Annotated in this window: 18 protein-coding genes and 2 pseudogenes; 17 read left to right on the top strand and 3 right to left on the bottom strand. The window is 67.3% G+C overall.

Translation table 11 applies throughout. The features are described 5' to 3' along the window. Positions 1–100 precede the first annotated feature (100 nt). The 9 genes from OG689_RS43175 (at position 101) to OG689_RS43135 (ending at position 8,106) form a co-directional block, all read left to right on the top strand. Positions 101–1,351 (top strand): MFS transporter, encoded by a 1,251-nt coding sequence (locus OG689_RS43175; RefSeq protein WP_266328968.1) that lies wholly within the window; start codon positions 101–103, stop codon positions 1,349–1,351. Positions 1,352–1,580: 229 nt separating this feature from the next. After that, a complete protein-coding gene (locus OG689_RS43170) occupies positions 1,581–2,180 on the top strand; it encodes a cysteine hydrolase (protein ID WP_266328966.1) in 600 nt (199 codons plus the stop codon). Between the two features lie 304 nt (positions 2,181–2,484). Next, positions 2,485–2,823, top strand: a complete 339-nt coding sequence (locus OG689_RS43165; RefSeq protein ID WP_266328964.1) for an RNA polymerase-binding protein RbpA — start codon at positions 2,485–2,487, stop codon at positions 2,821–2,823. Between the two features lie 360 nt (positions 2,824–3,183). Then, on the top strand, positions 3,184–4,890 hold the full coding sequence (gene rho / locus OG689_RS43160; protein ID WP_323189413.1) for a transcription termination factor Rho: 1,707 nt from the start codon (positions 3,184–3,186) through the stop codon (positions 4,888–4,890). A 79-nt stretch (positions 4,891–4,969) separates the two neighbouring features. Further along, complete coding sequence (locus OG689_RS43155) at positions 4,970–5,548, top strand: restriction endonuclease (protein WP_266328960.1); 579 nt, start codon at positions 4,970–4,972, stop codon at positions 5,546–5,548. A 382-nt stretch (positions 5,549–5,930) separates the two neighbouring features. Continuing rightward, positions 5,931–6,545, top strand: coding sequence for a hypothetical protein (locus OG689_RS43150; protein ID WP_266328958.1), 615 nt, complete (start codon positions 5,931–5,933; stop codon positions 6,543–6,545). A 68-nt stretch (positions 6,546–6,613) separates the two neighbouring features. Then, positions 6,614–7,126, top strand: coding sequence for a hypothetical protein (locus OG689_RS43145; protein ID WP_266328956.1), 513 nt, complete (start codon positions 6,614–6,616; stop codon positions 7,124–7,126). A gap of 411 nt (positions 7,127–7,537) precedes the next feature. Next, positions 7,538–7,819 carry a hypothetical protein gene (locus OG689_RS43140; RefSeq protein ID WP_266328954.1) on the top strand — a complete coding sequence of 94 codons (282 nt, stop codon included), beginning with the start codon at positions 7,538–7,540 and terminating at the stop codon, positions 7,817–7,819. After that, complete coding sequence (locus OG689_RS43135; protein WP_266328952.1) at positions 7,816–8,106, top strand: hypothetical protein; 291 nt, start codon at positions 7,816–7,818, stop codon at positions 8,104–8,106. The genes OG689_RS43140 and OG689_RS43135 overlap by 4 nt, the downstream gene beginning before the upstream one ends. A gap of 18 nt (positions 8,107–8,124) precedes the next feature. Here OG689_RS43135 and OG689_RS43130 read toward each other — a convergent pair whose 3' ends face one another. After that, positions 8,125–8,433 (bottom strand): hypothetical protein, encoded by a 309-nt coding sequence (locus tag OG689_RS43130; RefSeq protein WP_266328950.1) that lies wholly within the window; start codon positions 8,431–8,433, stop codon positions 8,125–8,127. A gap of 721 nt (positions 8,434–9,154) precedes the next feature. On the opposite strand from OG689_RS43130, the gene OG689_RS45135 reads away from it, so the two are divergent. The 4 genes and pseudogenes from OG689_RS45135 to OG689_RS43115 form a co-directional block, all read left to right on the top strand. Then, positions 9,155–9,676: a papain-like cysteine protease family protein gene (locus OG689_RS45135; protein WP_354536929.1), complete on the top strand. Its 522-nt coding sequence runs from the start codon at positions 9,155–9,157 to the stop codon at positions 9,674–9,676. 3 nt (positions 9,677–9,679) lie between these two features. Continuing rightward, the gene (locus OG689_RS43125) at positions 9,680–10,297 is read left to right on the top strand and encodes a hypothetical protein (RefSeq protein ID WP_266328948.1); all 618 of its coding nucleotides are present in this window, start codon (positions 9,680–9,682) and stop codon (positions 10,295–10,297) included. A gap of 323 nt (positions 10,298–10,620) precedes the next feature. Continuing rightward, positions 10,621–12,240: a hypothetical protein gene (locus OG689_RS43120; RefSeq protein ID WP_266328947.1), complete on the top strand. Its 1,620-nt coding sequence runs from the start codon at positions 10,621–10,623 to the stop codon at positions 12,238–12,240. Between the two features lie 191 nt (positions 12,241–12,431). Continuing rightward, positions 12,432–13,052, top strand: a pseudogene (locus tag OG689_RS43115) (integrase); the annotation flags it as partial. Between the two features lie 691 nt (positions 13,053–13,743). Here the strand turns inward: OG689_RS43115 and ltrA (OG689_RS43110) are convergent. Both ltrA (OG689_RS43110) and OG689_RS43105 read right to left on the bottom strand, forming a co-directional pair. Beyond that, a complete protein-coding gene (gene ltrA / locus OG689_RS43110; RefSeq protein WP_266328945.1) occupies positions 13,744–15,531 on the bottom strand; it encodes a group II intron reverse transcriptase/maturase in 1,788 nt (595 codons plus the stop codon). Between the two features lie 620 nt (positions 15,532–16,151). Continuing rightward, complete coding sequence (locus tag OG689_RS43105) at positions 16,152–17,102, bottom strand: transposase domain-containing protein (protein WP_266328943.1); 951 nt, start codon at positions 17,100–17,102, stop codon at positions 16,152–16,154. Between the two features lie 182 nt (positions 17,103–17,284). Between OG689_RS43105 and OG689_RS43100 the strand changes: the two are divergent. From OG689_RS43100 to OG689_RS43085, 4 genes and pseudogenes are all read left to right on the top strand, one after another. After that, positions 17,285–17,908: pseudogene (locus tag OG689_RS43100) on the top strand (RNaseH domain-containing protein); the annotation flags it as partial. Between the two features lie 310 nt (positions 17,909–18,218). Continuing rightward, entirely contained in the window at positions 18,219–18,461 is a 243-nt protein-coding gene (locus OG689_RS43095; protein ID WP_266328941.1) for a hypothetical protein, read from the top strand. 874 nt (positions 18,462–19,335) lie between these two features. After that, a complete protein-coding gene (ltrA, locus tag OG689_RS43090; protein ID WP_266325163.1) occupies positions 19,336–20,766 on the top strand; it encodes a group II intron reverse transcriptase/maturase in 1,431 nt (476 codons plus the stop codon). A gap of 461 nt (positions 20,767–21,227) precedes the next feature. Continuing rightward, positions 21,228–21,707 (top strand): hypothetical protein, encoded by a 480-nt coding sequence (locus OG689_RS43085; RefSeq protein ID WP_266328939.1) that lies wholly within the window; start codon positions 21,228–21,230, stop codon positions 21,705–21,707. The last annotated feature ends 47 nt before the right edge of the window (positions 21,708–21,754 follow it).

The raw sequence follows: 21,754 nt of genomic DNA, 5'->3' as shown, positions 1-21,754 counted from the left end.
GCTGGCAGGTTGGTTGTTTGACCTGCTGTTGTGCTGCTCGCTTAGCTCTCCTTGGTCAACGTCAGCTTGTTCGGGTGGGACATTGAGGGGTGCGCTGAGCATGGTGGGCAGGAGAGGGTTGGGCCGGCAGTTCGGGTGGCTGTGGGCGGCGTATGGGGTCAGTACGTTCGGCACGTGGCTCGCGTTCGACGCGTTCGCTCTGATCGCGATCCTCGTGCTGGACGCCGGGCCGACCCAGGTGTCGGTGCTGGCGGCCACGGGGCTTGCGGTGGGGGCCGCGGTGGCGGTGCCGCTCGGGCCGTGGGTGGAGTTCCGCCGCAAGCGGCCGGTGATGGTCGCGATGGACCTGACCCGGTTCGTGGCACTGATGAGCGTCCCTGCCGCGTACGCACTCGGTCTGCTCGGTTTCGTCCAGCTCCTGGTTGTTTCCGTCGTCGTCGGTGCGGCCGGTATCGCCTTCAGTGCGGCCAGTGGCGCGTATCTGAAGGCGCTCGTGCGGCCGGAGGACCTGCTCGTCGCGAACGGGCGATTCGAGTCCACCACCTGGACCGCCACCGTGCTCGGACCGCCGGTCGGCACGGCCGCGATCGGGCTGTTCGGACCGGCGATGACCGTGGTGGCCGATGCGGTCAGCTATCTGCTCTCAGCCGCGGGAATCCGTGCGATCGGCGGCAGCGAGCCGCGCCCCGTACGTACCGGCGTGCAGGGGGCGCGGCTCCGGCCCGGCGACCTGCTCGAAGGGTGGCGGTACGTCCTGACCCACCCGGCCCTGCGCCCCCTGTTCTTCAACACGGTCCTGGTCAACGGCCTGATCCTGGCAACCTCGCCGCTGCTCGCCGTCCTCATGCTCGGCGACCTCGGGTTCGCCCCCTGGCAGTACGGCCTCGCGTTCGGCCTGCCCTGTGTCGGCGGCACCATCGGCTCACGGCTGGCCCGCCGACTCGTCGCACGGTTCGGACGGCACAAGGTCATGCTCACCACCGGGGCACTGCGCGCGTGCTGGTCGCTCGGGCTGGCCTTCATCCGGCCCGGCGTGGCCGGGCTCGTGCTCGTCATCGCGGTCGAGTTCGGACTGATCACCTGCATGGGCGTGTTCAACCCGGTGTTCGCCACCTACCGGCTCGAGCAAGTCCCGACGGACCGGATCGCCCGCACCCTGTCAGCGTGGTCGGTCACCAGCAAACTCACCATCGCAGCCCTAACCGCGCTATGGGGTCTGCTGGCCGGCATCACCGGCCCCCGCACCGCGATCGCCATCGCCGGTCTTCTCATCCTGATCACCCCCTTCCTGCTTCCCCGGCACGACCACGCGCTGCACCACGAGGGAGATCTGATCCGGAGTAAAACGTGACACACCGCAACCCGCAGCTCGCCCGAAAACACGCTGCGGCCGGTCCGCCTATACACGTCCCGTCCAATCACTGGCTGTCCGCGGGTAACTCGGCGGCGCGCCGACTGCACTGCCGGACGTTGTGATCACAGCCGCAGCCGCCCTGCCGGCGATGCCCCTGCTCGACCTCCGTCCGAAGCCACTGGCCGGCTGAGCGCCGACCAGCACCACCAGCAAGGAGAAAGCTCGCGTGAGCACTGCCCCCGCGCTCGACCCCGTGCGCACCGCCCTTCTCGTCATGGACTACCAGCCCGCGACCCTGGCCCATCTGTCCGAAGGCTGGGACTACGACGCCCTGCTGGCCCGGATGGAAGGTGCCATCGCTGCCGTCCGCGCCAATGGCGGCACCATCGCCTACGTCCGCGTCGGTTTCACCGAGGCCGACTGGGACGCGATCCCGGCCACCAACAAGTCCTTTGCCCCGCTGGCCCAGCACCGCCTCATGCACCACGAGGACGCTGCCACCGCCATCCACGAGCGCCTGGCGCCCCAGGACGGCGACATCATCGTGCGCAAGATCCGCTACGGCGGCATGTCCACCACCGATCTCGACGAGCAGCTGCGCGAGCACGAGATCACCACTCTGGTCGTCTCCGGCTTCAGTACCAGCGGAGTCGTCCTGTCCACCGTCATCGACGCGGCTGACCGCGACTACCAGCTCTACGTCCTGTCCGACGGCGTCGCCGACCCCGACACCGAAGTCCACAACATCCTGCTCCATCGCGTCTTCCCCTCACGGGCCCACGTCATCGACACCGCCGAGTTGCACACCCTCCTCGGGGCCGACTGACTCCAACCGCCGAGCCAATCCCACCCACGGCCGCCACACCCGCACTGTGCGGCGGCCGCCTGCCTGCCGCCCCGGACCCCGGGCGGGGTGGGGTGAGCCGCATCGACGAGGCCGTGGCGGCCCTGCAGCAACCCGCCCCCTGGGGTTCCGCGGAATCTGACTTCCCTCTGCCGCCCGCCACCCGCGCCACGGCTTTGAGCAGAGCGACCAGCGGAGGCCGTGACGGCGTTGCGGGAGGGTGGCCGTACGCTGGGCGTCCCCATGCACATCCGAGGCGTGGACATCATGGCCGAGGAGAGCGATCGTGGCGCAGGGACGTAGTGGTATCAGGGGTTCGCGCATCGGTGCAGGGCCGATGGGGGAGTCCGAGCGTGGCGACTTCGCCCCTCGCAGAGCGGTGTCGTTCTGGTGCGGCAACGGCCACCACACCCAGCCCACCTTCGCGATCGAGGCCGTGGCCCCGGAGACCTGGGACTGTCCCAAGTGCGGCCTGCCCGCCGGCCCCGACCCCGACCAGGCCCCTGTCGCCGCAGGCAACGCCCCCTACAGGACGCACCTGGGCTACGTCCGGCAACGCCGGAGCCAGGAAGACGGCGAGATCCTGCTCAACGAAGCACTGGCCAAGCTGCGCGGGACCATCTGACCGCCTCGGGACGGCGCCACGGCGGAAGGCGAGTTGCGCACTTCCCCCCGGGGGGGCGGGCCCTGACGATCAGGGCGTTGGCGAACTCGCTGCACTCACCCCCGAAGCGGACAGCATCCGCAGCGCGCCCCAGGCGTCCCGACAGCTCAGCTCCAACCCGCTCGAGGACCGGCTGCGCCGCATCGAAGCCGTCGCCGACCAGGCCCGCGCCCGGTTCGGGACAGAGAGCATCGGGCCCCGCCTCCCTGTACGGCGCGGCGCGGCGTAGTGCTCGCACCGGCCCCGTCGAGCGCCGCGGTCATCGTCTCCGCGGCCCACTCCCGCCGAATCCCAAGGGCGCGATCGACGGGCCCTGCTATCATGGTCGGCAACGGAGCACTCCACTCCCTCCCGCGAACTGATCGCGGTCGAGAAATCGGCAGACGCACTTCCTGCCAGCGGAGACCGCACCGCAGATCACGGCGACACCAGCTTTCGGCGTCGCACCATGCGCAGGCCCAGGTCGCGTGCCGACACCGCGCCGACCATGCCGCAGCCAGCCCTGCTGGGACACCACCGCGTTCCGGCGCGCCTGGAGCTGCACGGCCCACCTGGTACTGCCGCCCTTCGACACCACCTCCAGGGGAGGACCCTCTCATGAGCACTGCAACCGAACCATCAACCACATCCCGAACCGCCCTGCGGGAACCGGCCGCCGGCCACCCCGCGCTGGACTGCCTGCTGCGCGCCGAGCTCCACCAACTCGCCTCCACCCTCGGCATCCCAGGCGCCGCGCGGCTTCGCAAGGGCGAGCTCGTCGATGCGATCACCGCCAAACGCGCCACCGCCCCTCCGGCTACGAACCCCCGGCCCGCCAGCGCCGCCAGTCCCCGCACCTCACCAGACGTACCGTCACAGCGGACACCAGCCGGCCGCCGCTCGCACCAGGCCACATCCACCCCGAAGAGCGACCTCATCCCGGCCGCCGGCATCCTGGACATCCGCAACGACCACGCCTTCCTGCGCACCTCCGGCTACCAAGCCGGGCCGGACGACCTGTACGTGTCCTTGGCCCAGGTGCGCACCTTCGGCCTGCGCCCCGGCGACGTACTGACCGGAACCACCCGCGCCCAGGGCAACGGCGACGGCCGCCCGGCCCTGGCCCACATCGACACCGTCAACGGCCAAGCCGCCCCCCAGGCCCACGACCGGCCCGAGTTCACCAAGCTGACGCCGCTCCACCCGCAGCAGCGGCTGCGCCTGGAAACCGACCCGGGGCAGCTGAACGGCCGAATCATCGACCTGGTCGCCCCGATCGGCAAGGGCCAACGCGCTCTGATCGTCGCCCCGCCGAAGACCGGCAAGACAATGATCATGCAGGCCATCGCGGACGCGATCACCCGCAACCACCCCGAGGCCCACCTGATGGTCGTCCTGGTCGACGAGCGTCCGGAGGAGGTCACCGACATGCAGCGCTCGGTCAAGGGCGAGGTCATCGCCTCGACCTTCGACCGGCCCGCCCGCGACCACATCACCGTCGCCGAACTCGCCATCGAGCGCGCCAAACGCCTGGTGGAACTCGGACACGACGTGGTCGTGCTGCTCGACTCGATCACCCGGCTCGCCCGCGCCTACAACACCGCAGCCCCCGCCTCCGGCCGCACCCTCACCGGCGGCCTCGACTCCGCAGCGATCCACCATCCGAAGAAGTTCTTCGGCGCCGCCCGCAACATCGAGAACGGCGGCTCCCTCACCATCGTGGCCACCGCCCTGGTCGACACCGGCTCCCGCATGGACGACCTGATCTTCGAAGAGTTCAAGAGCACCGGCAACATGGAGCTGCGCCTGGACCGCAGGCTCGCGGACAAGCGCATCTTCCCCGCCGTCGACGTCCAGGCCTCCGGCACCCGCCGCGAGGAACTCCTCCTCGGCCCTGCCTGCACCTCCGCAACCTGGACACTGCGCCGCGTGCTCAACGGCCTGGACACCCAGCAGGCGATGGAACTGCTCCAGGACCGGCTGAAGAAGACCATGAACAACACCGAGTTCCTCCGCCAGGTGACCGCGACCCGGCCCAATGCCGGCTGACCGCTTCAGGTCGCTCTACCAACAGCGTCAGCGCCGGATCCGCCGACGAGCGCGTCAGGACGAGGGAGAGGGAGAGGCCATGCCCGCGTCATCACGGGAGGATGGTTCGGCCGGCTCGCGGGGATCGACGCTGGTGGTGACGTGGCTGGCCCACCACCTGCTGCTCGTCCTCGCGGTGCTCGCCGCGGGCATCGTGGCGGCGGCCGGGGTGCTACGCGCCCGGGTGCTGACCCGACGCCGGGAACTCACGGCACGCGTCGCCCAGCTGCGCCACATCGGCTCGTTCCTGACCATGAGCCCCAAGGCCTTCGAGCACGCCCTCGCCGACCTGTGCCGCCGCGACGGCTGCACCAAGGTGACGGTGGTCGGAGGCGCCGGCGACCTCGCCGCCGACGTCCTGGCCACCACCCCCACCGGCCAACGCATCCTCATCCAGGCCAAGCGCTACGCACCGCGCAACCTCGTCGGCTCCCAGGACGTCCAGAAGGTCAACGGCACCTTCCGCGACATTCACGGCTGCGACCAGGCCCTCGTGGTGACGACCAGCGCCTTCACCAAAGCCGCCGCCGCGTTCTGCGCCCAGGTCGGCATCCGCACCGTCGACCAACGAGCCCTCGCCCTATGGGCCGAGGGGACCGGCACACCCCCCTGGAAGTGACCCGGCCGCGCCATGCCGGTAGAGCCGGGCCGGCCCTCCCTGCTTGGGGGTCGGCCATAGGCGTAGAAGACGGTCGGGCTCCCGACGGCCCGCCCGCCGCCGAGTCGGCTGCCCGGCTTTAGTACGGTTGGGCGGGGTTCATCTGCCTGTAGTCGTCAGGACGTTCCCGCAGGATCCTTGCTCTCGTTCGGCTGTTCGTACTCGGATATTGACTGGGTTGATCCGGCCACCTCTGGTGTGGAGGGTGCCGGTGGGGTCTGCGGTTCGATAGTCATGTCTCTGACAGCCGGGAGGCTGTCGGAGAGAAAGGGGGAGGGACATGACCTATCGCAAGCTCGCTACCGCGGTGGCGGCCATCGGACTCGCAGGGTCAGGAACTCTGATGACGGCGCCCGTCGCATCCGCCGCGACGACGGATCCGGCGGAGCCGACGGCGACCGCGGTCGAGGTGGGCCTGGTCTTCAAGGGGTACGACAAGGCGGTGGCCGAGGCCCACGGCTACACGATCAAGACCAGCCCCGCCGGCTTCGAGTACTCCGTCGTGAAGAACGCCACCCCCGAGCAGGACGCCGCCGCCCAGGCGAAGGCCGCCGTCCGGTGGGGCAAGACACTGAAGAACACCGGGCAGGGCGTGCAGCCCGTCCAGGAGGACTACTGCGACTTCATCTCGCCCTCCTGCGGGAAGGCCTGGTTGTCCGGCATCGCGCTGGGCAACCTCTCCGTCGACATCTCCACCGGCTTCGAACTGAACGCCGGCGACGCCGCGATCTTCTACTACTGGAACGTCTACCTGTCCGACGCCAGCGGCACCAGCCACCAGGACTTCGGCCCCTCAGGCCTCGCGGAGCGCCGAAGCTGGAGCGGCCACCGCACCGTCGGCGGCCTGAGCCCCAGCAACGGCCGTGCCTGGATCGACAGCTCCAGCAGCTACGCCGCCCTCATCGACGGCGCCTACTGCTACCCCGGGCCGGTCACCGTCCACTACGGCATCAACTGACACACCACCATCGGGCCGGGCCGGGACACCTCGCATGCCCCGGCCCGACCCGCAGGAAGGGAACCTCGATGATCCGCGTCCCCGGCCCGCTCGGGCCCCACCACCCCGCCGGGCCCGACTGGGAGCGGACGCTGCGCGAGTTCGAGGGCCGGGTGGCCGTCCTCGCCCACCCCCACCCGGGCTGGACGGCCCTGCACGGCCGCCAGTCCTCCGACGGATTCCTCACCGACGTCGACGTCCAGTACCACCAGGACGGCCGGCACCGCCTGCTGGTCCGTACCGTACGCCCCGTCCCGGCCCAGGCCCGCGTCCAGCCGCTCTTCTCCCTCGACGGCTTCCTGCGGACCTACATCGCCAACCACGGCGACGACGCCCCGCCGCCGATCACCCTCCCCGACCCCGGGGAGCTCGCCGTCCTTCACCTCGACGGCACCCCGATCACCGCCACCGCGATCGCCCGCGACGGCTACTTCGCCCTCAGCGCTCCCCTCGGTGCCTACACCTTTGCCGTCGCCGGAACCGACGACCTCCGCGCCATCGCCCGCCACCTCACCTTCCAGAGCGCCACCACGCCCAACTGACCACCCGCACGGCGCCGGGCACACCTGCCCGGCCCAACTGAGACTCCTCCGGGCAGGTGCAGGTGCGCCCGGCGGGCGGTGACGAGAGCCCGCGTCGAGCCGGTGCCCTGTGGAAGGCGCCCAGAGGGGGCAGCCCGGCACCGGCTCCGACACAGGCCGACCCGGGACAGCAGGAGGCGGCTCAGGCCGCCGGATCCGGATCGGCCCCTGCGGGCGCCGGGGCGCCCCCGAGCCCGAGGTCCCGGCCAGCGGCCGTCATGCCGACTACGACGGCGCTTCGACCGCAGTTCGGTGCCCTTCCCACAGCGGCAGCCGCGCCGACTCGGGGGGTGATGCCCCGGGTACCGTCCGGACCCGTGGGGGGAGGACACTGGTACCGGTCCCGCCCGCACGAGAGCTTCCGGAGGAACGGTGAGCGCAGCGCCCCAGCACGGCCACCACGACGGCCGCCAGCCCATCGCCCGTACCCAGGACGGCGTCGCCGCGGCCCTGCCACCGGCGCAGCGGATGGAGTTCTACCGGGAGATGGGCGAGGCCGACGACGCGACGATCGGCGGCGTGCTGCGCCGCTGGTGGCTGCGGGCCGGGTTGTACCGCGACCCGGAGGGCGACCGGATCCACACCGCGATCCAGGCCGGCACCGCGCCCGGCACGTCGGCCTCCGAGGTGCTGCGCCGCCGTGGGGCCCAGTGAGCGAGTACGACGACGAGCCGGAGGAGGACGACCCGATCACCTTCTCCCCGGTGGTCGAGGAGTTCCTCGAAGACCCGGGAACGCCGGCCGAGGTGTTCTCCGCCGTCGTCGCGTTCATCGTCGACCTGCGCGAGAACCCCTTCCCCCACCTGAGCATGCCCGTCCCGGGCCGGCCCGGCATGCACTCCGCGCCGCTGCGCCGGGATCTCGGGCTGGTGGAGTACGCGGTGAACGAGGACGCTGATCCGCCGGCGATCTACGTCTCGCGGATCCTGCGGGCCGACTGACCCGGTCTGGTCACCCGGTCAGGTACCGGGGGTGTGGGTGAGGCGGGCAAGGGGTTCGTTGATGTTGCGGTGTTCGCGCCGAACGCGGTGGTTGCTGCGGCTGTTGCTGGCGCCGGTGAGCATCTCGAGTCGGAAGGCGGCCTCGATCGCGTCCAGGTGCTCGGCGGTGGCGGGCACCGTCCAGTGGGTGCCTACGGTCCCGGGCATGGCTTGGGCGAGGGCGTCGGCGAGTGCCTGGGTGCGGGCGCCGGGAAGCAGAGGCGCGAGCGCGACGACGTGCCGCAGGACTGCGATCTCCGAGCTGGTGAGGTCGATCCCGGCGGGCACGGGCGGCCAAGGCGGCAGTTCGCCGGTGGCCGAGGCGGTGTGCAGCTCGCGGTAGCGCAGGAGCCAGCAGCCCGTCGGGCAGGATCCGGGCCGCCCACGCGGGCCGGTGGCCGTCGTGGTCGCGCAGCTTCTGCAGGAGCTGCGCGGAGGCGAGTTCGCACAGGCCCTCGGCGGCGAGGTTAGCTGCGGCGAGTCCAGAATGGTACTGACGGAGGCGACGTCCCCCCCCCCGGGGGGGGGCTCCAGGCTCTATGAAACGGCGTCAACGGGAGTTCAGCGCGCCGGAGGCAGGCGCCAGGCTGTGCGCAGGTACCTCGGCCCAGTCGACCGTCCTGAAGACGAAGTCGTAGTTGCAGTTGCGTTTCCTCTCTTGGCCGAGGATCGTGGATTGTACGTAAGCGACAACGAGTTGACGTCTCCGTGCGAGGAATTGCTCACCAGGCACGAAGATTCACTTCAAAGCGAGTCGCGTTGCGTCGATCTTTTGAGGCGCGCTTAGCAGTAACCGAGGCTTCCCCAGCTGGCCGCCGGGGCCCATTCGACGGATTTTCAATCGTATACGAACAGATACTCAAGGCGGGGCTGCAGTCATGAATAACTCTTGAAATTTCCGCTGAGCACCTCGCTTCGAATTCGGTTTACGACCCTTTCTTGAAGCGTGAGTAATGAGCTGCATTAGCAGTCTTCCCCGCGCGAATGCTAGCTTTCAGTTAACAAGGAGATGGGTGGGATGTCGTCAGGCGGATTCCCGTTCGTTATGGAGCTTCAGCAAAAGCCCAATTGGTGCTGGGCGGCGACAGCGGTCAGTATCAAAAAATATTACGAGCCGAACTCCGGTTGGTTGCAGTGCTTACTGGTGGACGATCTACTCCAAAGGGGTTGCTGCGAAAACCCGTCAATATGTGACGAAGATGCGTTTTTGGGGGCGGGGTTGGATGCAGTCGAGTGCTTGGAACGCATCGTGGGAACGCCGGTGGCTTTGCAGCCCACAGTGGCGACAGAGATCAAAGCTCTCCGTCCAGTGGTTGCGGCTGTTCTTTGGGAGGGTGGTGGAGGCCATGCCGTGGTCATCAGCGCTTTTACGGACGAAATCATCAGCGGGTTCCCCGGTATCGCCTTCCATGAACAGTGGGTCCAGGTTCAGGACTCGGAGTACGGTCCATCATTCATCGAATATGACACTCTCCGTACCTCGTACCACGGGTCAGGAACCTGGGCGAGTACATACTTTACGAAGAGGTGACCTGTGGCTGTCGAATTCGCATCTCCGCCCGGCAGTGCACACGAGATTGCGCTCACCGGATTTCAGAACCTTGCCCGATTCACTCAGCGCAGTCACCGTGAAGGTGAGGCGGGCATGCAGGCCCTGCCTGAGACGGATGTAACGCTCTCAGCGCCCCGGCCGGTACACCATCTCGGACTCCTGCAGATCGTGGCGCGCGAATCAATCAGGAACTCGGCAGCCACCGGCTGGCAGTACCTGGTCCTGACCGAGGACGGTGCCGTGGCGAGCAGCGAGTTGTCCATCGGCAGCGACGAGCGGCCGCCCGTACTGGAGCAGGTGAACATGGGGCCGTTTGTGCAGTCGACGGCATCGGCCCTGCGGGGGCTCGACGACATCCCTGATGTGCAGTCAGGCCGATATGAACTGCGCACACTCAAGATTCCAGCCCTATGGGCCTTCCTGCTGTGGCTACGTCAGCTTGATGGAAATGCAGACCTCTACATCGCACTCTCTCCCGCACCCAAATTCCTTCAAGCAGGGCGCATCTATCACGAGGGCGAGCTGCTGGACGCTCTGGAAGGCCCGGCAAGGAAACGCCTGGAATTCGACAATTCGCCACGCAGCAGAACAGAGAATTAGTCGCAACGTGAACGCGTCGGCCTGATGCGAGGATTCGATCAGATCGGGCGTTGGCTAGCCGACCCCGGGAAAAGGTCACCGATAGCGCCGCTGTCGCGAGTCCGCCCCAAGCGGCAGCGGGGCTTGGCTTCAGACGTCACCTTCCCAACGTTGTCGGACTGCTATCTCAGCTTCGCCAGGGAGTAGTGGGGACGAATTCCCGGGATAATGAAGGGTTTTTGACAATGACTGAAACAGGCCGTTACCGACCGCTGAGCAGTACAAGTTTGCACAGGGTATTCACGTCTCTCGGCTTGCCGCGAGAGCGTTTTGACCTCTCGGACGTGGCCGATGATCCCCGCCCCTTTGACGCCGTTTTGAATGCCGACGCGTCCCACCCCAACGGTCTGTGGCTCTTCAAAGGCTCGGAATACTATCTCTACGACTTGCTCGACGACGCGGTGGTCGAAGGGCCCATCCCGCTCACCCAGCCATGGGGCGCCGGGGCGCTGCCGCAGCTTTTCCGCAGCGGCATCCACTCGGCTGTGTGGAGTGGTCCAGCCTTTCCTAACCTGTGGACGTTCTTCAAAGACGAGATGTACTACTCGATGGATGCGGTGCGGGGATGGGCACAGGCCGAGGGACCGCGTGGCATCCTCGGTGCTTGGGCAGCCGGGGTATGGGCAGCTCCTGACGGCACATGGATGACGCCAGGGGTTCCGGTGGCACTGCACGGCATGGGGACCCGGTTCGACGGGATGATCCACTTCTTCAAGGACGGGAAATACGTGCGGCACAATCTGCGCACGGGTAGTCGTCCGGAAGCCGGGCCGATCCCGATCGGTGAGGAATGGGACCTGCCCGAGATGTTCCTCGACCGAATAGACTATGCCTTCTACGGTACCGGCGCCCACGAAGAGGACATCAACTTCATTTCCGGCGAGAACTACGTGCTCTATGATTTCCGGCGGCGGCAGGTCATTGACCAGGGGCCGGTAGCAAAAAGGTTCCCGGTCTTCGCCCAATTCATCGACCGGCCACAACTGTTCCTTGCCGAGGACTACGACATGGCAACGCTGGTGGGGCCAGTGAGCCTCGGCCGGCTCATCGACACACGGTCTATCGGCGCCGGATCCAAGATCCAGAAATTCCTGGTCACTGAGACCACTGACACCAGTCTGCAGAATCTTAGGCAGAGCATGCTGGACAGTCAGGACACTCAGGTGACCGAGGACTTCTATGACAGGCTCGACACCAACCTATCGTCTGACGAAAGCAGCGACAGCTACCGTTACCAGCTCAATGCCCAATTCCATGGGGAAGCGGGTGCCACGAGCCTGTGGGGCGGCGAGGTAAACGCCGATCTGAATGCCCAGGGTCAGACCGAGACGGTGCGTTCCAGTCTTAGCCAGGCCGCCTTCAAGTCGATCGGATCGCAGCTCGAACAGACCCGGCGGGAAACCCACCAGAAGACATACGACTCGTTGGCGGAAATCAGCAGCACTGTCCACGTGCTGAAGAAGGAATTCTTCGAGGAGACCAACGCTAGTGACCGGGTTCGGGTGTACGAATTCTATGAGCAACTGCAGTCCTACATCACCTTGCTGGTGCTACGGGGTGTCGTCCTCGTGTACTCGGACGGCGTCACCCGCCCCAAGACAGCTCAACTCCCCGGCGCCCAGCGGTTGCTGGAGGACGTGCTCGCCGACCCGCAAGAGGTAGCACGGGTGATCGATTACCTCCGGCAGGAGCTGAGCAATGTGACCGGGCACGACGGTCAGGTGCATTCGCTTCTCGAGAGCACTCCACCGGACGGGGGCTTGGCGCTACGTAACAACATGACGTCCCGCTATACGGTGGTCCTGCCCGACGGGAGCCAACAGGACGTGTCGCAGGCTGGACTGATCAAGGCTGCTCACTCCTGGGTCGAGCCGACATTCACGATCACTCCGGTTCAAACGTGAACCGGTCCGCAACACCTGATCGGAAGGCGGCGGCCAGCACCGGGCTGGTGAGCGCGGACCGCCGGGTTTTGCCAAGTGGCCTGCTGCCGTTAAGGGCACCCCAGCGCAGCCGCAGGCACACCCTGTCGGGCTCGGAAAGTCATCGCCGCAGGTGAAATGAGTGTGACGATCCCGGTTGGCATGATGTTCGCGTGATCGTTTCGATGCTGTACAAGGTGGCGCGCAAGCTGCTGTCCTTCCCCAAGATGCTGCTTCGCCGCGACACCGCCAAGGACGCAGAGTTGCTCGTGCTCAGGCATGAGAACGCGGTCCTGCGTCGCCACCTCGCCGGCCCGGTCCGTTATGAACCGGAGGATCGGTTCTGGCTGGCGGCGCTCTCCAGCCTGATACCCCGTCACCGCTGGCGGGCGGTCTTCCCGGTCACGCCCGGCACTCTTCTGGCCTGGCACCGTCGGCTCATCGCGGCGAAGTGGGACTACAGCACCCAGCGCACCCGCACCGGGCGGCCGCCGACCAGAGCGGTGGTCAAGAACCTCGTGCTACGCCTGGCTCGGGAAAACGCTGGGTGGGGCCACAAGCGGATCCAGGGTGAGCTGGCCCGCCTCGGGCACCCGATCGCCGCATCCACGGTGTGGGAGATCCTCCACGCGGCGGGCATCGACCCCGTCCCGCGCCGCACCGGCCCGACCTGGCGTGAGTTCCTCACGGCCCAGGCCGAGGGCATCATCGCCGTCGACTTTTTCCATCTCGACACGGTGCTCGGCCAGCGCCTCTACGCGCTCGCGTTCCTTGAGCACGGTACCCGGCGCCTGAAGTTCCCCCAAGGCCGGGTAGTTAGCGTTTCCGCAGGTCACGCAAGGCGGCGGTGCCCGTTGGGGCGGCTGCCGTGTAACGGCCCGTGCGAACTCTCCTGATCAGCCCTCTTTCGGTCCAGCGGGCGAGTTGTCGATAGGTGGCGACCAGGGTGACGCAGGGACCGTGGTGGCCGGCAGCGCGGGCCGAGGGGGCGGGGGTTGCAGGAGAGCGATCGTTACGGAGGCCACGGTCCGGCTCCCGTCGGGGCGGCCGTCCATCTTCCTTTCCGCGTAGCGCGAGATGGGCGATTTCACCTTCCGGGTACTCACGCGGGGCCGGCGCGACGGGGCCAGCTCCGACAGGACCCGCCGTCCGATCGCCCCGATGCCCTGCTCGAAGACCTCTTCCGCACGTACCAGCAGGTCGCGCGCCGTTTGGAGAGCGATCGTGAAGCCGCAACGATCGGGGTCGGTCCCCGGCCGCGACTCCGCCGCCTCGACCATGGCCCGACGCAACAACTGGTAGAGGGTCAGCAGGGACCACATCTCCTGCTCGACGCCGACCGGGTCGCACGAACGTAGGACTCGCCCGTACAGGATGGTGTGACGCAGGGCATAGTAGGCACTCTCGTGCTGTCGGGTAGGTGCGGCGCGTCGCCGCGCCGCACCCCCCTCAGAACCGGACTTGCCCGCTTTCCGGGCATCCGGCTCAAGCAGGCCCTGAAGGCCCACGGGCAGCCAGAAGTGCTGGTTCCCCGGTGCCATTGCCGCCGCGCCAGCGGTGGCAATGGGCATGGATCAGTCGGAAGGCGACGCGACCGTCAGACCTGCCCGTGCCCGCTTCGACGGTGATCGCGTTCTCGCGGACCGCCATCCGGGTCGCCCGCAGCCACTGCTCCCATTCCTGAGGGCTTTGCGGCTGGCGGATGGCGTGGAGGAGGAGACTTCCGCAGAGCGGGCACCGTCCGTGCTGCGTCTGGAGCAGACGCAGCCAGAACGGGCTCAGCGGGGGCTTGTTCCTGCGCCGCCGTGAGGCCCAGTACTCGGTCAGCGCCGGGTCGTCCACGGACGCGCCCTTGATGACCAACTGGTGTCTGACGATCTTGGTCCAGGCGAACTTGGCGAGATAGCGGCCGGTTTCCCGGTCGCCGAAGACCCACCGGTCCTGCCTGGAGGTGTTGAACCGGCCGAAGTACCGGGCCGTGACCCAGCCCCTCGGCTTGTTCGGGTGTGTGTGCCTGGCCCACTTGTAGACCAGCCTCCACACATGGTCGTCCAGCGAGGTGAACACCTCGCTGGAGACCACGCCCCGATAGTAGGCAGCCCAGCCCCGGATGATCGGGTTGAGCTTGGCGATCACCGCCGCCGCGTTCTGCCCCCGAAGGGCCAGCACTTCGTCGGTGAGCCGTGCCCGGATCCGTCGCACGCCCGCCTTGCTCGGCTTGATCAGCAGCATGCCGTGGTAGCGGCGGACGTTGAACCCCAGGAAGTCGCAGCCCTCGTCGAGGTGCGCGATGCGCGTCTTGTCCTCGTTGAAGGCCAGGCCCCTGGGCGCCAGCCACTCGGCGAGCCGGGCCTTGACCTGCTGGGCCTCGTCACGGCTGTGACAGAGCGCCACCAGGTCGTCGGCGTACCTGATCAAGGTCGGTGAGCCCACTGCCAGTTCACCGGCACGAGGGCCGGAGGTTCGGTAGCGGACTCCGGCGGCCTCTTCCATTCCATGCAGGGCCACGTTCATCAGCACGGGGGAGATGATCCCGCCTTGCGGAACCCCCTCCTCGGTCGGAGCGAAGGAACCGCGGTCGATCATTCCCGCCTTCAGCCACTGCTGGACCAGCCCCCGTGCGGGGAACAGGCCGATGGAGGCAAGAAGGTGGTCATGGTCGATGCGGTCGAACGCCGCCGCCAGGTCCGCGTCGAGGACCCACTGCCGCTTCGGGTTCTTGCCCTTGGCGGCCAGGAAGATCGCTCCGATCGCGTCATGACAGCCGCGGCCGGGACGAAATCCGTAGGACCTCGGCTCGAACCGCGCCTCCCACTCGGGCTCCAACGCGTTCAACGCCACGGCTTGAAGACACCGGTCGATGATCACGGGAATTCCGAGGCCGCGCTGACGGCCGATGGCCTTGGGGATGTACACCCGCTTGACGGGCAAGGGCTTCCACGGGGCCGCCCGATGCTGCATCCAGTCGGCCAGTTCGGCCTTCCCCTGGGGCAGCAGGACGACCCGACCGTCGATCCCCGCCGTTTTGCGGCCAGCGTTGACCTCCGTCACCCGCCGTACGCTCACCAGCGTGTTGGAGCGGGAACGGAGCATCAGTTTCTGGAGATTGCGGACCCTTTTGAGGTCCCCTGCCTGCGATGCCGTGAAGATCCGCTGCCTCAGCCGCCGTACTTCGTCCTCCGCGCCCTGCCAGTCGATCGACTGCCAGTCGGTGAAGTCGCCCTCCGGTCCGTTCACGATGATGACGGTGTCGTCCTGGACGGTGTCCGCCACGGATGATGGTGTCGCCACGGTGTCCAACTTGCCCTTCGGTTCCAGCGTTGATGGTCATCGAGTCCTCACAGGCCCACCTGACCCACGTCAGCACCCTTTCGGGTCCGGGCAGAGCCCGTATCCGGCCGGTTATGCGGGGCGACCAGCGGAGGTGCTGGCTATCTGCCCCGGTTTCCCGCTGCCTTTCGGCGACCGGCATTCGCTTCTTGGGTCATCCTGTGCCCGCTGGGGAGTTGGACCTTCCTTGCGGTCGGCTTACCGGCGCCCTTCGGCGCCGGACCCCAACGGGGTTTCCACGTTCCACACGAGTGAGACACGACCGGGGTGGGTGCCCCCTAAACTCCGGGACGGCGATGCTCTCCCGGCTGATGATGGGTCCTCAGCCGGCGCCTGCCGCTTCTCAACGGCCAGTCCTGCACCCCGCTGGAACAACCCATCGGCGGGGCCCACGATCACGAAGCATCGTCAGGGGTTCACTCACGTTCACCCGTCCGGTCTTCCCCTTGCCTGTAGCCCCCGGATGGAACAGGGGCCCTTGGGCTTCTCCTCCGAGCTTCACACCCCGCCGTTACCGGCGACGCATGTCGAAGTGGGGACGGGCCTTGAGCACTGGCCCGGAACTACGCTGTCGACATCAAGTCGATCCTCCTGTCAGGTAATTCACTCAATCTCGTGCGACTTCGTGTCGCACCCCAGCGTTCGTGATACAGCTGCACAAGACGGTCGGCGGGATAGCGCCGAGCGTCCAACAAGGTGGTCACCAGCCGGTAGGAGCCGTCGAAGCCGGTGCCGTCCGTGCAGACGACGCGCACCTGGGCCTCGATGATGCGCACGGCGACACCGCCGATGACCGAGAGATACGAGGAGTCGGAGAGGGGCTGCAGGACCGGCGGGCGGCGGCGCTGGCTGATGCGGCCAACGACGCGTGCGCCGGTGGCGTGTACGGCGGCGAGGAAGTCGTTGCCGTCGAAGCCCCGGTCCCACAGCACCAGCATCTCAGGGCTCAGATGAGACAACAGGCGGCTTGCGTAGGAGGTTTCGCCCTCTCGGGTGGGGCCGAACACCGCGCCGATCACCGCGCGCGTCCCCGTCTCGACCAGCGTCATCAACTCGATCTGGGGATAGCCGCCGTGCGGGCACCAGCCGAGCCAGGCGCGGTTGCGTTCGCTGTCTGGTGTCTTGATCGAGCTGCAGCCGTCGAAGGAGACCGTGCGGTAGGGACCGAAGCGCGCTCCCGGCGTCCGTGGTTGAGCCAGCGCCCCGGCCACCACCTCGAACAGCGCTTTCATCGGGGCACAGCCCACTCGGCGGCGCAGATCGCGCAGGCCCTTCGCGCTGGGGGCGAGCAGGACGCCACCGACTCCGGAGGCCAGTTTGTCCCACACCAGTCGGTATCCGACCTCCGGGAACAGGCACATCGCCACCAGGAAGTACACCCCGACCCGCGACGGCAGGTCCCGCAGTCGATGTTGGACCGCGCGGGTCTCCTCCAGAACGGCATCCACCAACTCGAAGGGCAGAAAGGGAGTCAGGCCACCGAGCTGCCCAGCAGCGAACCTCCCGGCGGCCACGTGACCGTACGGGTGATGGCGGTTACCGGGGCGGACAAGACATGATGAGACGGCAACGGAGCTCCTCGGAAACAAGCTGTCTTGGTCGACTACCTGTACCAACGAGCTCCGTTGCTCTTTCCTCAACGAGCTTGCGTGACCTGCGGAAACGCTAACTACCCGGCCTTGGGGGAACTTCACGACGGATCTTCCCCGGCCTGCACAACAACAAGCAGGGCATGGAGCCGTTCGACTCCTTCGGCCGGGTATGGCTCCCCGGACACGGCCTCCCGGAGCACATGCGGCCTGCCGGAATCGTGCGAGTGAACTGCATGTCGCAGGAGATGCCCAACATCGCCTATCTCTCCTACGTGAACGACGACCGGATCAAGATGAGCAGCGAGCTGTTCCAGCCCACGGACGCCGATACCGGCTCGTCATGGTGGGTGGTCACCGAGCCGAGGAACTACGGCAAAACACGGTTCGGCCAGTGGAAGACCCGTTGGCGGGCTCTGCCAGAAAAGACCGGGACACAGTCGGAGAGCGAGTTGAAAGCCCCCTGGTACACGATGACCTGCCGCGAGATCACCCCCATGTTCGTCGATGGCGCAGGTTTGACACGTGAAGGACTGGCGGTGGCCACCGCCCGCATGTGCGACCAGGCACTGTCCTGGTCGGATCGGACCAAGTACCCCGCGCCGCTGCACGCCGCCCTCCAGATGGACCTCGACCATCCGAACTTCCGCCGCTCGGCACCCGCGGAGTATGAGGACCGTGTCATCCTCGACCAAGCGGTGGAAGGCCTCGACCTGACTGGAGACAGGTGATCGTGCGCCGCCACCGGGTTGTGACGTGTCGCCATATTGGTTGTGGGTCGTGGCTGTGATGTGGGGTGTTGTGGTTGGAGTGGGGACATGGTCAGGGTGTGCCGGGGCGTTGCCTCACGGTTCCTTGATCGTTTCTGTATCGCCCTGACTTCACCTGTCCTGACCAGTGGCGGAACCGGAACGCGGTAGGCAGTTGTCCATGTCAGCACGCACACTTGATGCTCCGTTCGGAGTGATCACACACGGGGGAGCGCCCGGCAGGCTGTGAGGCGGTCTGCCGGGCGGGGCTCCCCAGGGGACGGAGAGGTAGATGACAGGTAGTCAGGTAGCGCATAGCGCGGTGTTCGGCCTGCTGGCGGACGGTGAGCCACCGGCCCCGGGGGAGAATCCCGGTGGGGAAGGGCTGGCGGGGCTGATCGTCGCGGTCCTGGAGTGGGTGGGCTGGACTGCTGGCATGGGAGTGCTGGGACTGCTGGCCGTCCTCGCCGGGGGCGCGTGGATGTGGGGCCGGGCGCCGAAGGCCACCGGCGAGGAGAGGCGCCGGGTCCGATAGGGCGGCGTCGTCCTCGCCAGGCCGAGATCCTGCGGGCGACGGACGGAGCCACCGAAATCGACTTTCTGGGCGACAACGCCGGCGAGGCCGGAACTGGTCAGGGTGCCACCCTTGAACGCGTCCCCTCCAAACTGCAGGCACAACGAGCAGGGATTCACGGAGTGTGGTCGGGTCAGGCGCGTGATCTCATCGGGTCGGTCGAACTTCGTTGAGACTGATCAAACTTCGCTGAGACGGGTGTGCGCCACGAGGCGCTATGCAATCGAGTGGAGGTGAAAGGCCTTCTCCGCCGGATCGTCGCAGCGGTCTGGTGAAGCTGGGGGCAGCCTGATCCGGGGAACGCCGGGGAGGGCGGCAAGCAGCCCCGACAACGGCGGGACGTGCCGGGACTACCGGACGGTGCGGGTCCGTCTAGCGAGGTCAGAAGGTGTAGCGAGAGCGAACCAGTGGTTGAAGCTCCGTAAGCAGTGAGCCGGCTCAAACCTGGTGGATACGGGCCGGTGTGCAGTGCGTGACGCGGCCGCCTTCGGGCGGGCAGGTCAACTCCGAAGCCGGATTTCCTGTTCCGGTGGGGAGGCCACGTTGAAAGCCTGCGGCGTAGACGTGGCGATGCTGCCGGAGTAGAGCTGGGCACCTCCCTGACCGATCGATTGTGTGGTGAACGTGGGAACCACCTGCGGTCGCCCGAACCGCCGGACAGCCAGTGCGGCGGTGGGCAGGTCCGTTGCCGACTGATGGCCGTGGGTGGGGCGGAGGCCCCGTAGTAGTCGCGGGAGTAACGACCCGTCAAGGAGGCCGGGAAAGCCGGTCGCAGGGCCAAGGGGGCCAGCAAGTCAGTGGCTGAAGTTACTGGAAGGTCAGGAGGTCATCGCCGGTGAACACCGACGATCTGGAGTCCGCCCTGTTCGGGGCAGAGCTGCGGGTACTGAATATCCAGACCAAGCTGCACCGTTGGGCTCGTGGTGATCCTCATCGCAGGTTCGACGACCTTTTCAATCTCGTCGCCGATCCCGGCTTCCTTCTGGTGGCCTGGGACCGGGTGCGGGGAAACAAGGGTGCACGTACTGCCGGGGTGGACGGACGCACGGCGTCGTCCATCGCGCTGAGGGTCGGAGTCGAGGAGTTCCTCGGCATGCTGCGGTCGCAGATCAAGGACCGCAGTTTCCGTCCCCTGCCGGTGCGGGAGCGGATGATCCCCAAGGCGGGCGGCAAGCTGCGTCGCCTGGGGATCGCGACGATCACCGACCGGGTGGTGCAGGCATCCTTGAAGCTGGTGCTGGAGCCGATCTTCGAGGCGGATTTCCTCCCGTGTTCCTACGGGTTCCGCCCGAACCGCCGGACCCATGACGCGGTGGCCGAGGTGCGTCTGCTCACGTCCAAGAAGTACGAGTGGATCGTGGAAGGCGATATCAAGGCCTGCTTCGACGAGATCTCGCACACGGCCCTGATGGACCGGGTGCGGGCACGAGTCGGGGACAAGCGCGTCCTGGCTCTGGTGAAGGCGTTCCTCAAGGCGGGCATCCTCGGTGAGGACGGCCTGTTGCGGGACAACGACACCGGCACCCCGCAGGGTTCGATCCTCTCGCCGTTGCTCAGCAACGTGGCTCTCTCGGTCCTGGACGAGTTCATCGCCCAGGCTCCCGGAGGGCCCGGAACTGAACTCAACGAGCGCCGGAGGCGTCGACGCCGCAGTCTGCCCAACTTCCGGCTGGTCCGGTACGCGGACGACTGGTGCCTGATGGTTCACGGCACCCAGGCAGACGCCGAAACGCTGCGCGAACAGATCGCAGCGGTCCTCTCCACGATGGGCCTGCGCCTGTCGCAGGAGAAGACCCTGCTCACCCACATCGAGCAGGGCCTGGACTTCCTCGGCTGGCGCATCCAGCGCCACCGAAAACCAGGCACCGATCGGTACTACGTCTACACCTACCCCGCCAAGAAGGCCCTGCGGGCCATCATGGCCAAGGTCAAGACGCTGTGCCGCGAGGTCGGTACGAACCAGCCGCTCGACGCCCTGTTGCTCCGGCTCAACCCGGCGCTGCGGGGCTGGTGCGCCTACTTCAGGCCCGGAGTGTCCTTCGCGACCTTCTCCTACCTGCGCCACTACCTGTGGCACACGGTCTGGCGATGGGCGCGGCGGAAACACCCCAAGACGGCCCTGAGGAAGATCTACCGCCACTACTTCGGCCGTGGATCTTGGTGGGCCAGCGAGAACAGGGAGCTGTTCAACCCCATCTCGGTAGGCACCACGCGCTACCGCTATCGGGGAGCAGCCATCCCCACTCCCTGGCCGATCGCGGGATGAGAACCACCACCACGAGGCCCTTTCGGGGCTTGTGGAGAGCCGGGTGCGATGCCAAGTCGCATGCCCGGTTCGGGAAGCGGCTCCGGGGAAACGGGCCGGTCGAAAGACCGGAACCGCGCCCCGGGCCGACTTCACCAGCTGGGCCTTTTCGTTCTGGGCCTGCCGGCCGGGGGCGGCCGGTGGCCGGTAGCCGGCGGGTCTACCGGGCTTTGCCCTGCGGGTAGACCTCGGCCAGGAGGTCGAGCAGGTACTCCGTCACCGTCTCGGGGTCGCCGGTCCCAAGAGCAACGCCCGGGGGAGCCGCACGTCGTGTGGCGCCGCATCGGCACCCACGGCATCTTCAAGCCCCCGCCAGGCCCGTGTAAGAGCCTCCGCCGCGGGCGCCCGACCCCACGGCCGGGGGCCTACCCTCCTTTCGGCGTTTTCGATACGCATAGTCACTGCTCCGCCACACTGGCGGTATGACTGTTGACGAGCAAGGCGCGCCGGTTCGTACCCGTCCTCTTGCCCCGGTCCCCCGGTTCCTGGCCGTCCCGGGCACCGTCGTGCTGGTCGGCTACACCGTGATGTGCGCGCTCATGCTGGTGTCGTTCACTCGGGAGGCTGTGAAAGGCGACGGGGAGAGCCTGTTCACCATCGTTGGGGCGGTTCTGGCGGTGGTCGTAGCAGGCATCGTGTCGGCCCTGCTCCTGTTCAGCATTCCGCGAATGTTTTGGGCGTGGGTGATGTTCGCGCTCTGCGTCGGAGGTACCGCGACCTTCACCGGTGGAATGCTTGCTGGGCATGGTGGCCTCGACGATGCGGAGGGTTGGGTTCTGCTTGTCACGCTCACTGCAGTACAGGTAGGCGGCTTCACCGTTCCGGGGTTCGCTCTGCTGGCGATGTGGTCACCCCGGACCCTGGACGCTCTGGCGCAGATCGGCGGACGCAAGATCCGTTGACCGGCCTGCAAGTGTGCCCTGCGCACCAAGGGTCGCCGCAGCAATCA

Source organism: Kitasatospora sp. NBC_00240 (assembly GCF_026342405.1).
Taxonomy (GTDB): domain Bacteria; phylum Actinomycetota; class Actinomycetes; order Streptomycetales; family Streptomycetaceae; genus Kitasatospora.
Note: the sequence above shows the minus strand (reverse complement) of the source record. Positions and strands in the feature narration are given on the sequence as shown.

What these genes read in the sequence shown, in the direction of transcription:
- OG689_RS43175 (WP_266328968.1), top strand. Translation starts at nt 101, where the DNA reads ATGGTGGGCAGGAGAGGGTTGGGCCGGCAGTTCGGGTGGCTGTGGGCG.
- rho (WP_323189413.1), top strand. Translation starts at nt 3,184, where the DNA reads ATGGTCGGCAACGGAGCACTCCACTCCCTCCCGCGAACTGATCGCGGT.
- OG689_RS43155 (WP_266328960.1), top strand. Translation starts at nt 4,970, where the DNA reads ATGCCCGCGTCATCACGGGAGGATGGTTCGGCCGGCTCGCGGGGATCG.
- OG689_RS43150 (WP_266328958.1), top strand. Translation starts at nt 5,931, where the DNA reads ATGACGGCGCCCGTCGCATCCGCCGCGACGACGGATCCGGCGGAGCCG.
- OG689_RS43145 (WP_266328956.1), top strand. Translation starts at nt 6,614, where the DNA reads ATGATCCGCGTCCCCGGCCCGCTCGGGCCCCACCACCCCGCCGGGCCC.
- OG689_RS45135 (WP_354536929.1), top strand. Translation starts at nt 9,155, where the DNA reads ATGGGTGGGATGTCGTCAGGCGGATTCCCGTTCGTTATGGAGCTTCAG.
- OG689_RS43095 (WP_266328941.1), top strand. Translation starts at nt 18,219, where the DNA reads ATGACAGGTAGTCAGGTAGCGCATAGCGCGGTGTTCGGCCTGCTGGCG.
- OG689_RS43085 (WP_266328939.1), top strand. Translation starts at nt 21,228, where the DNA reads ATGACTGTTGACGAGCAAGGCGCGCCGGTTCGTACCCGTCCTCTTGCC.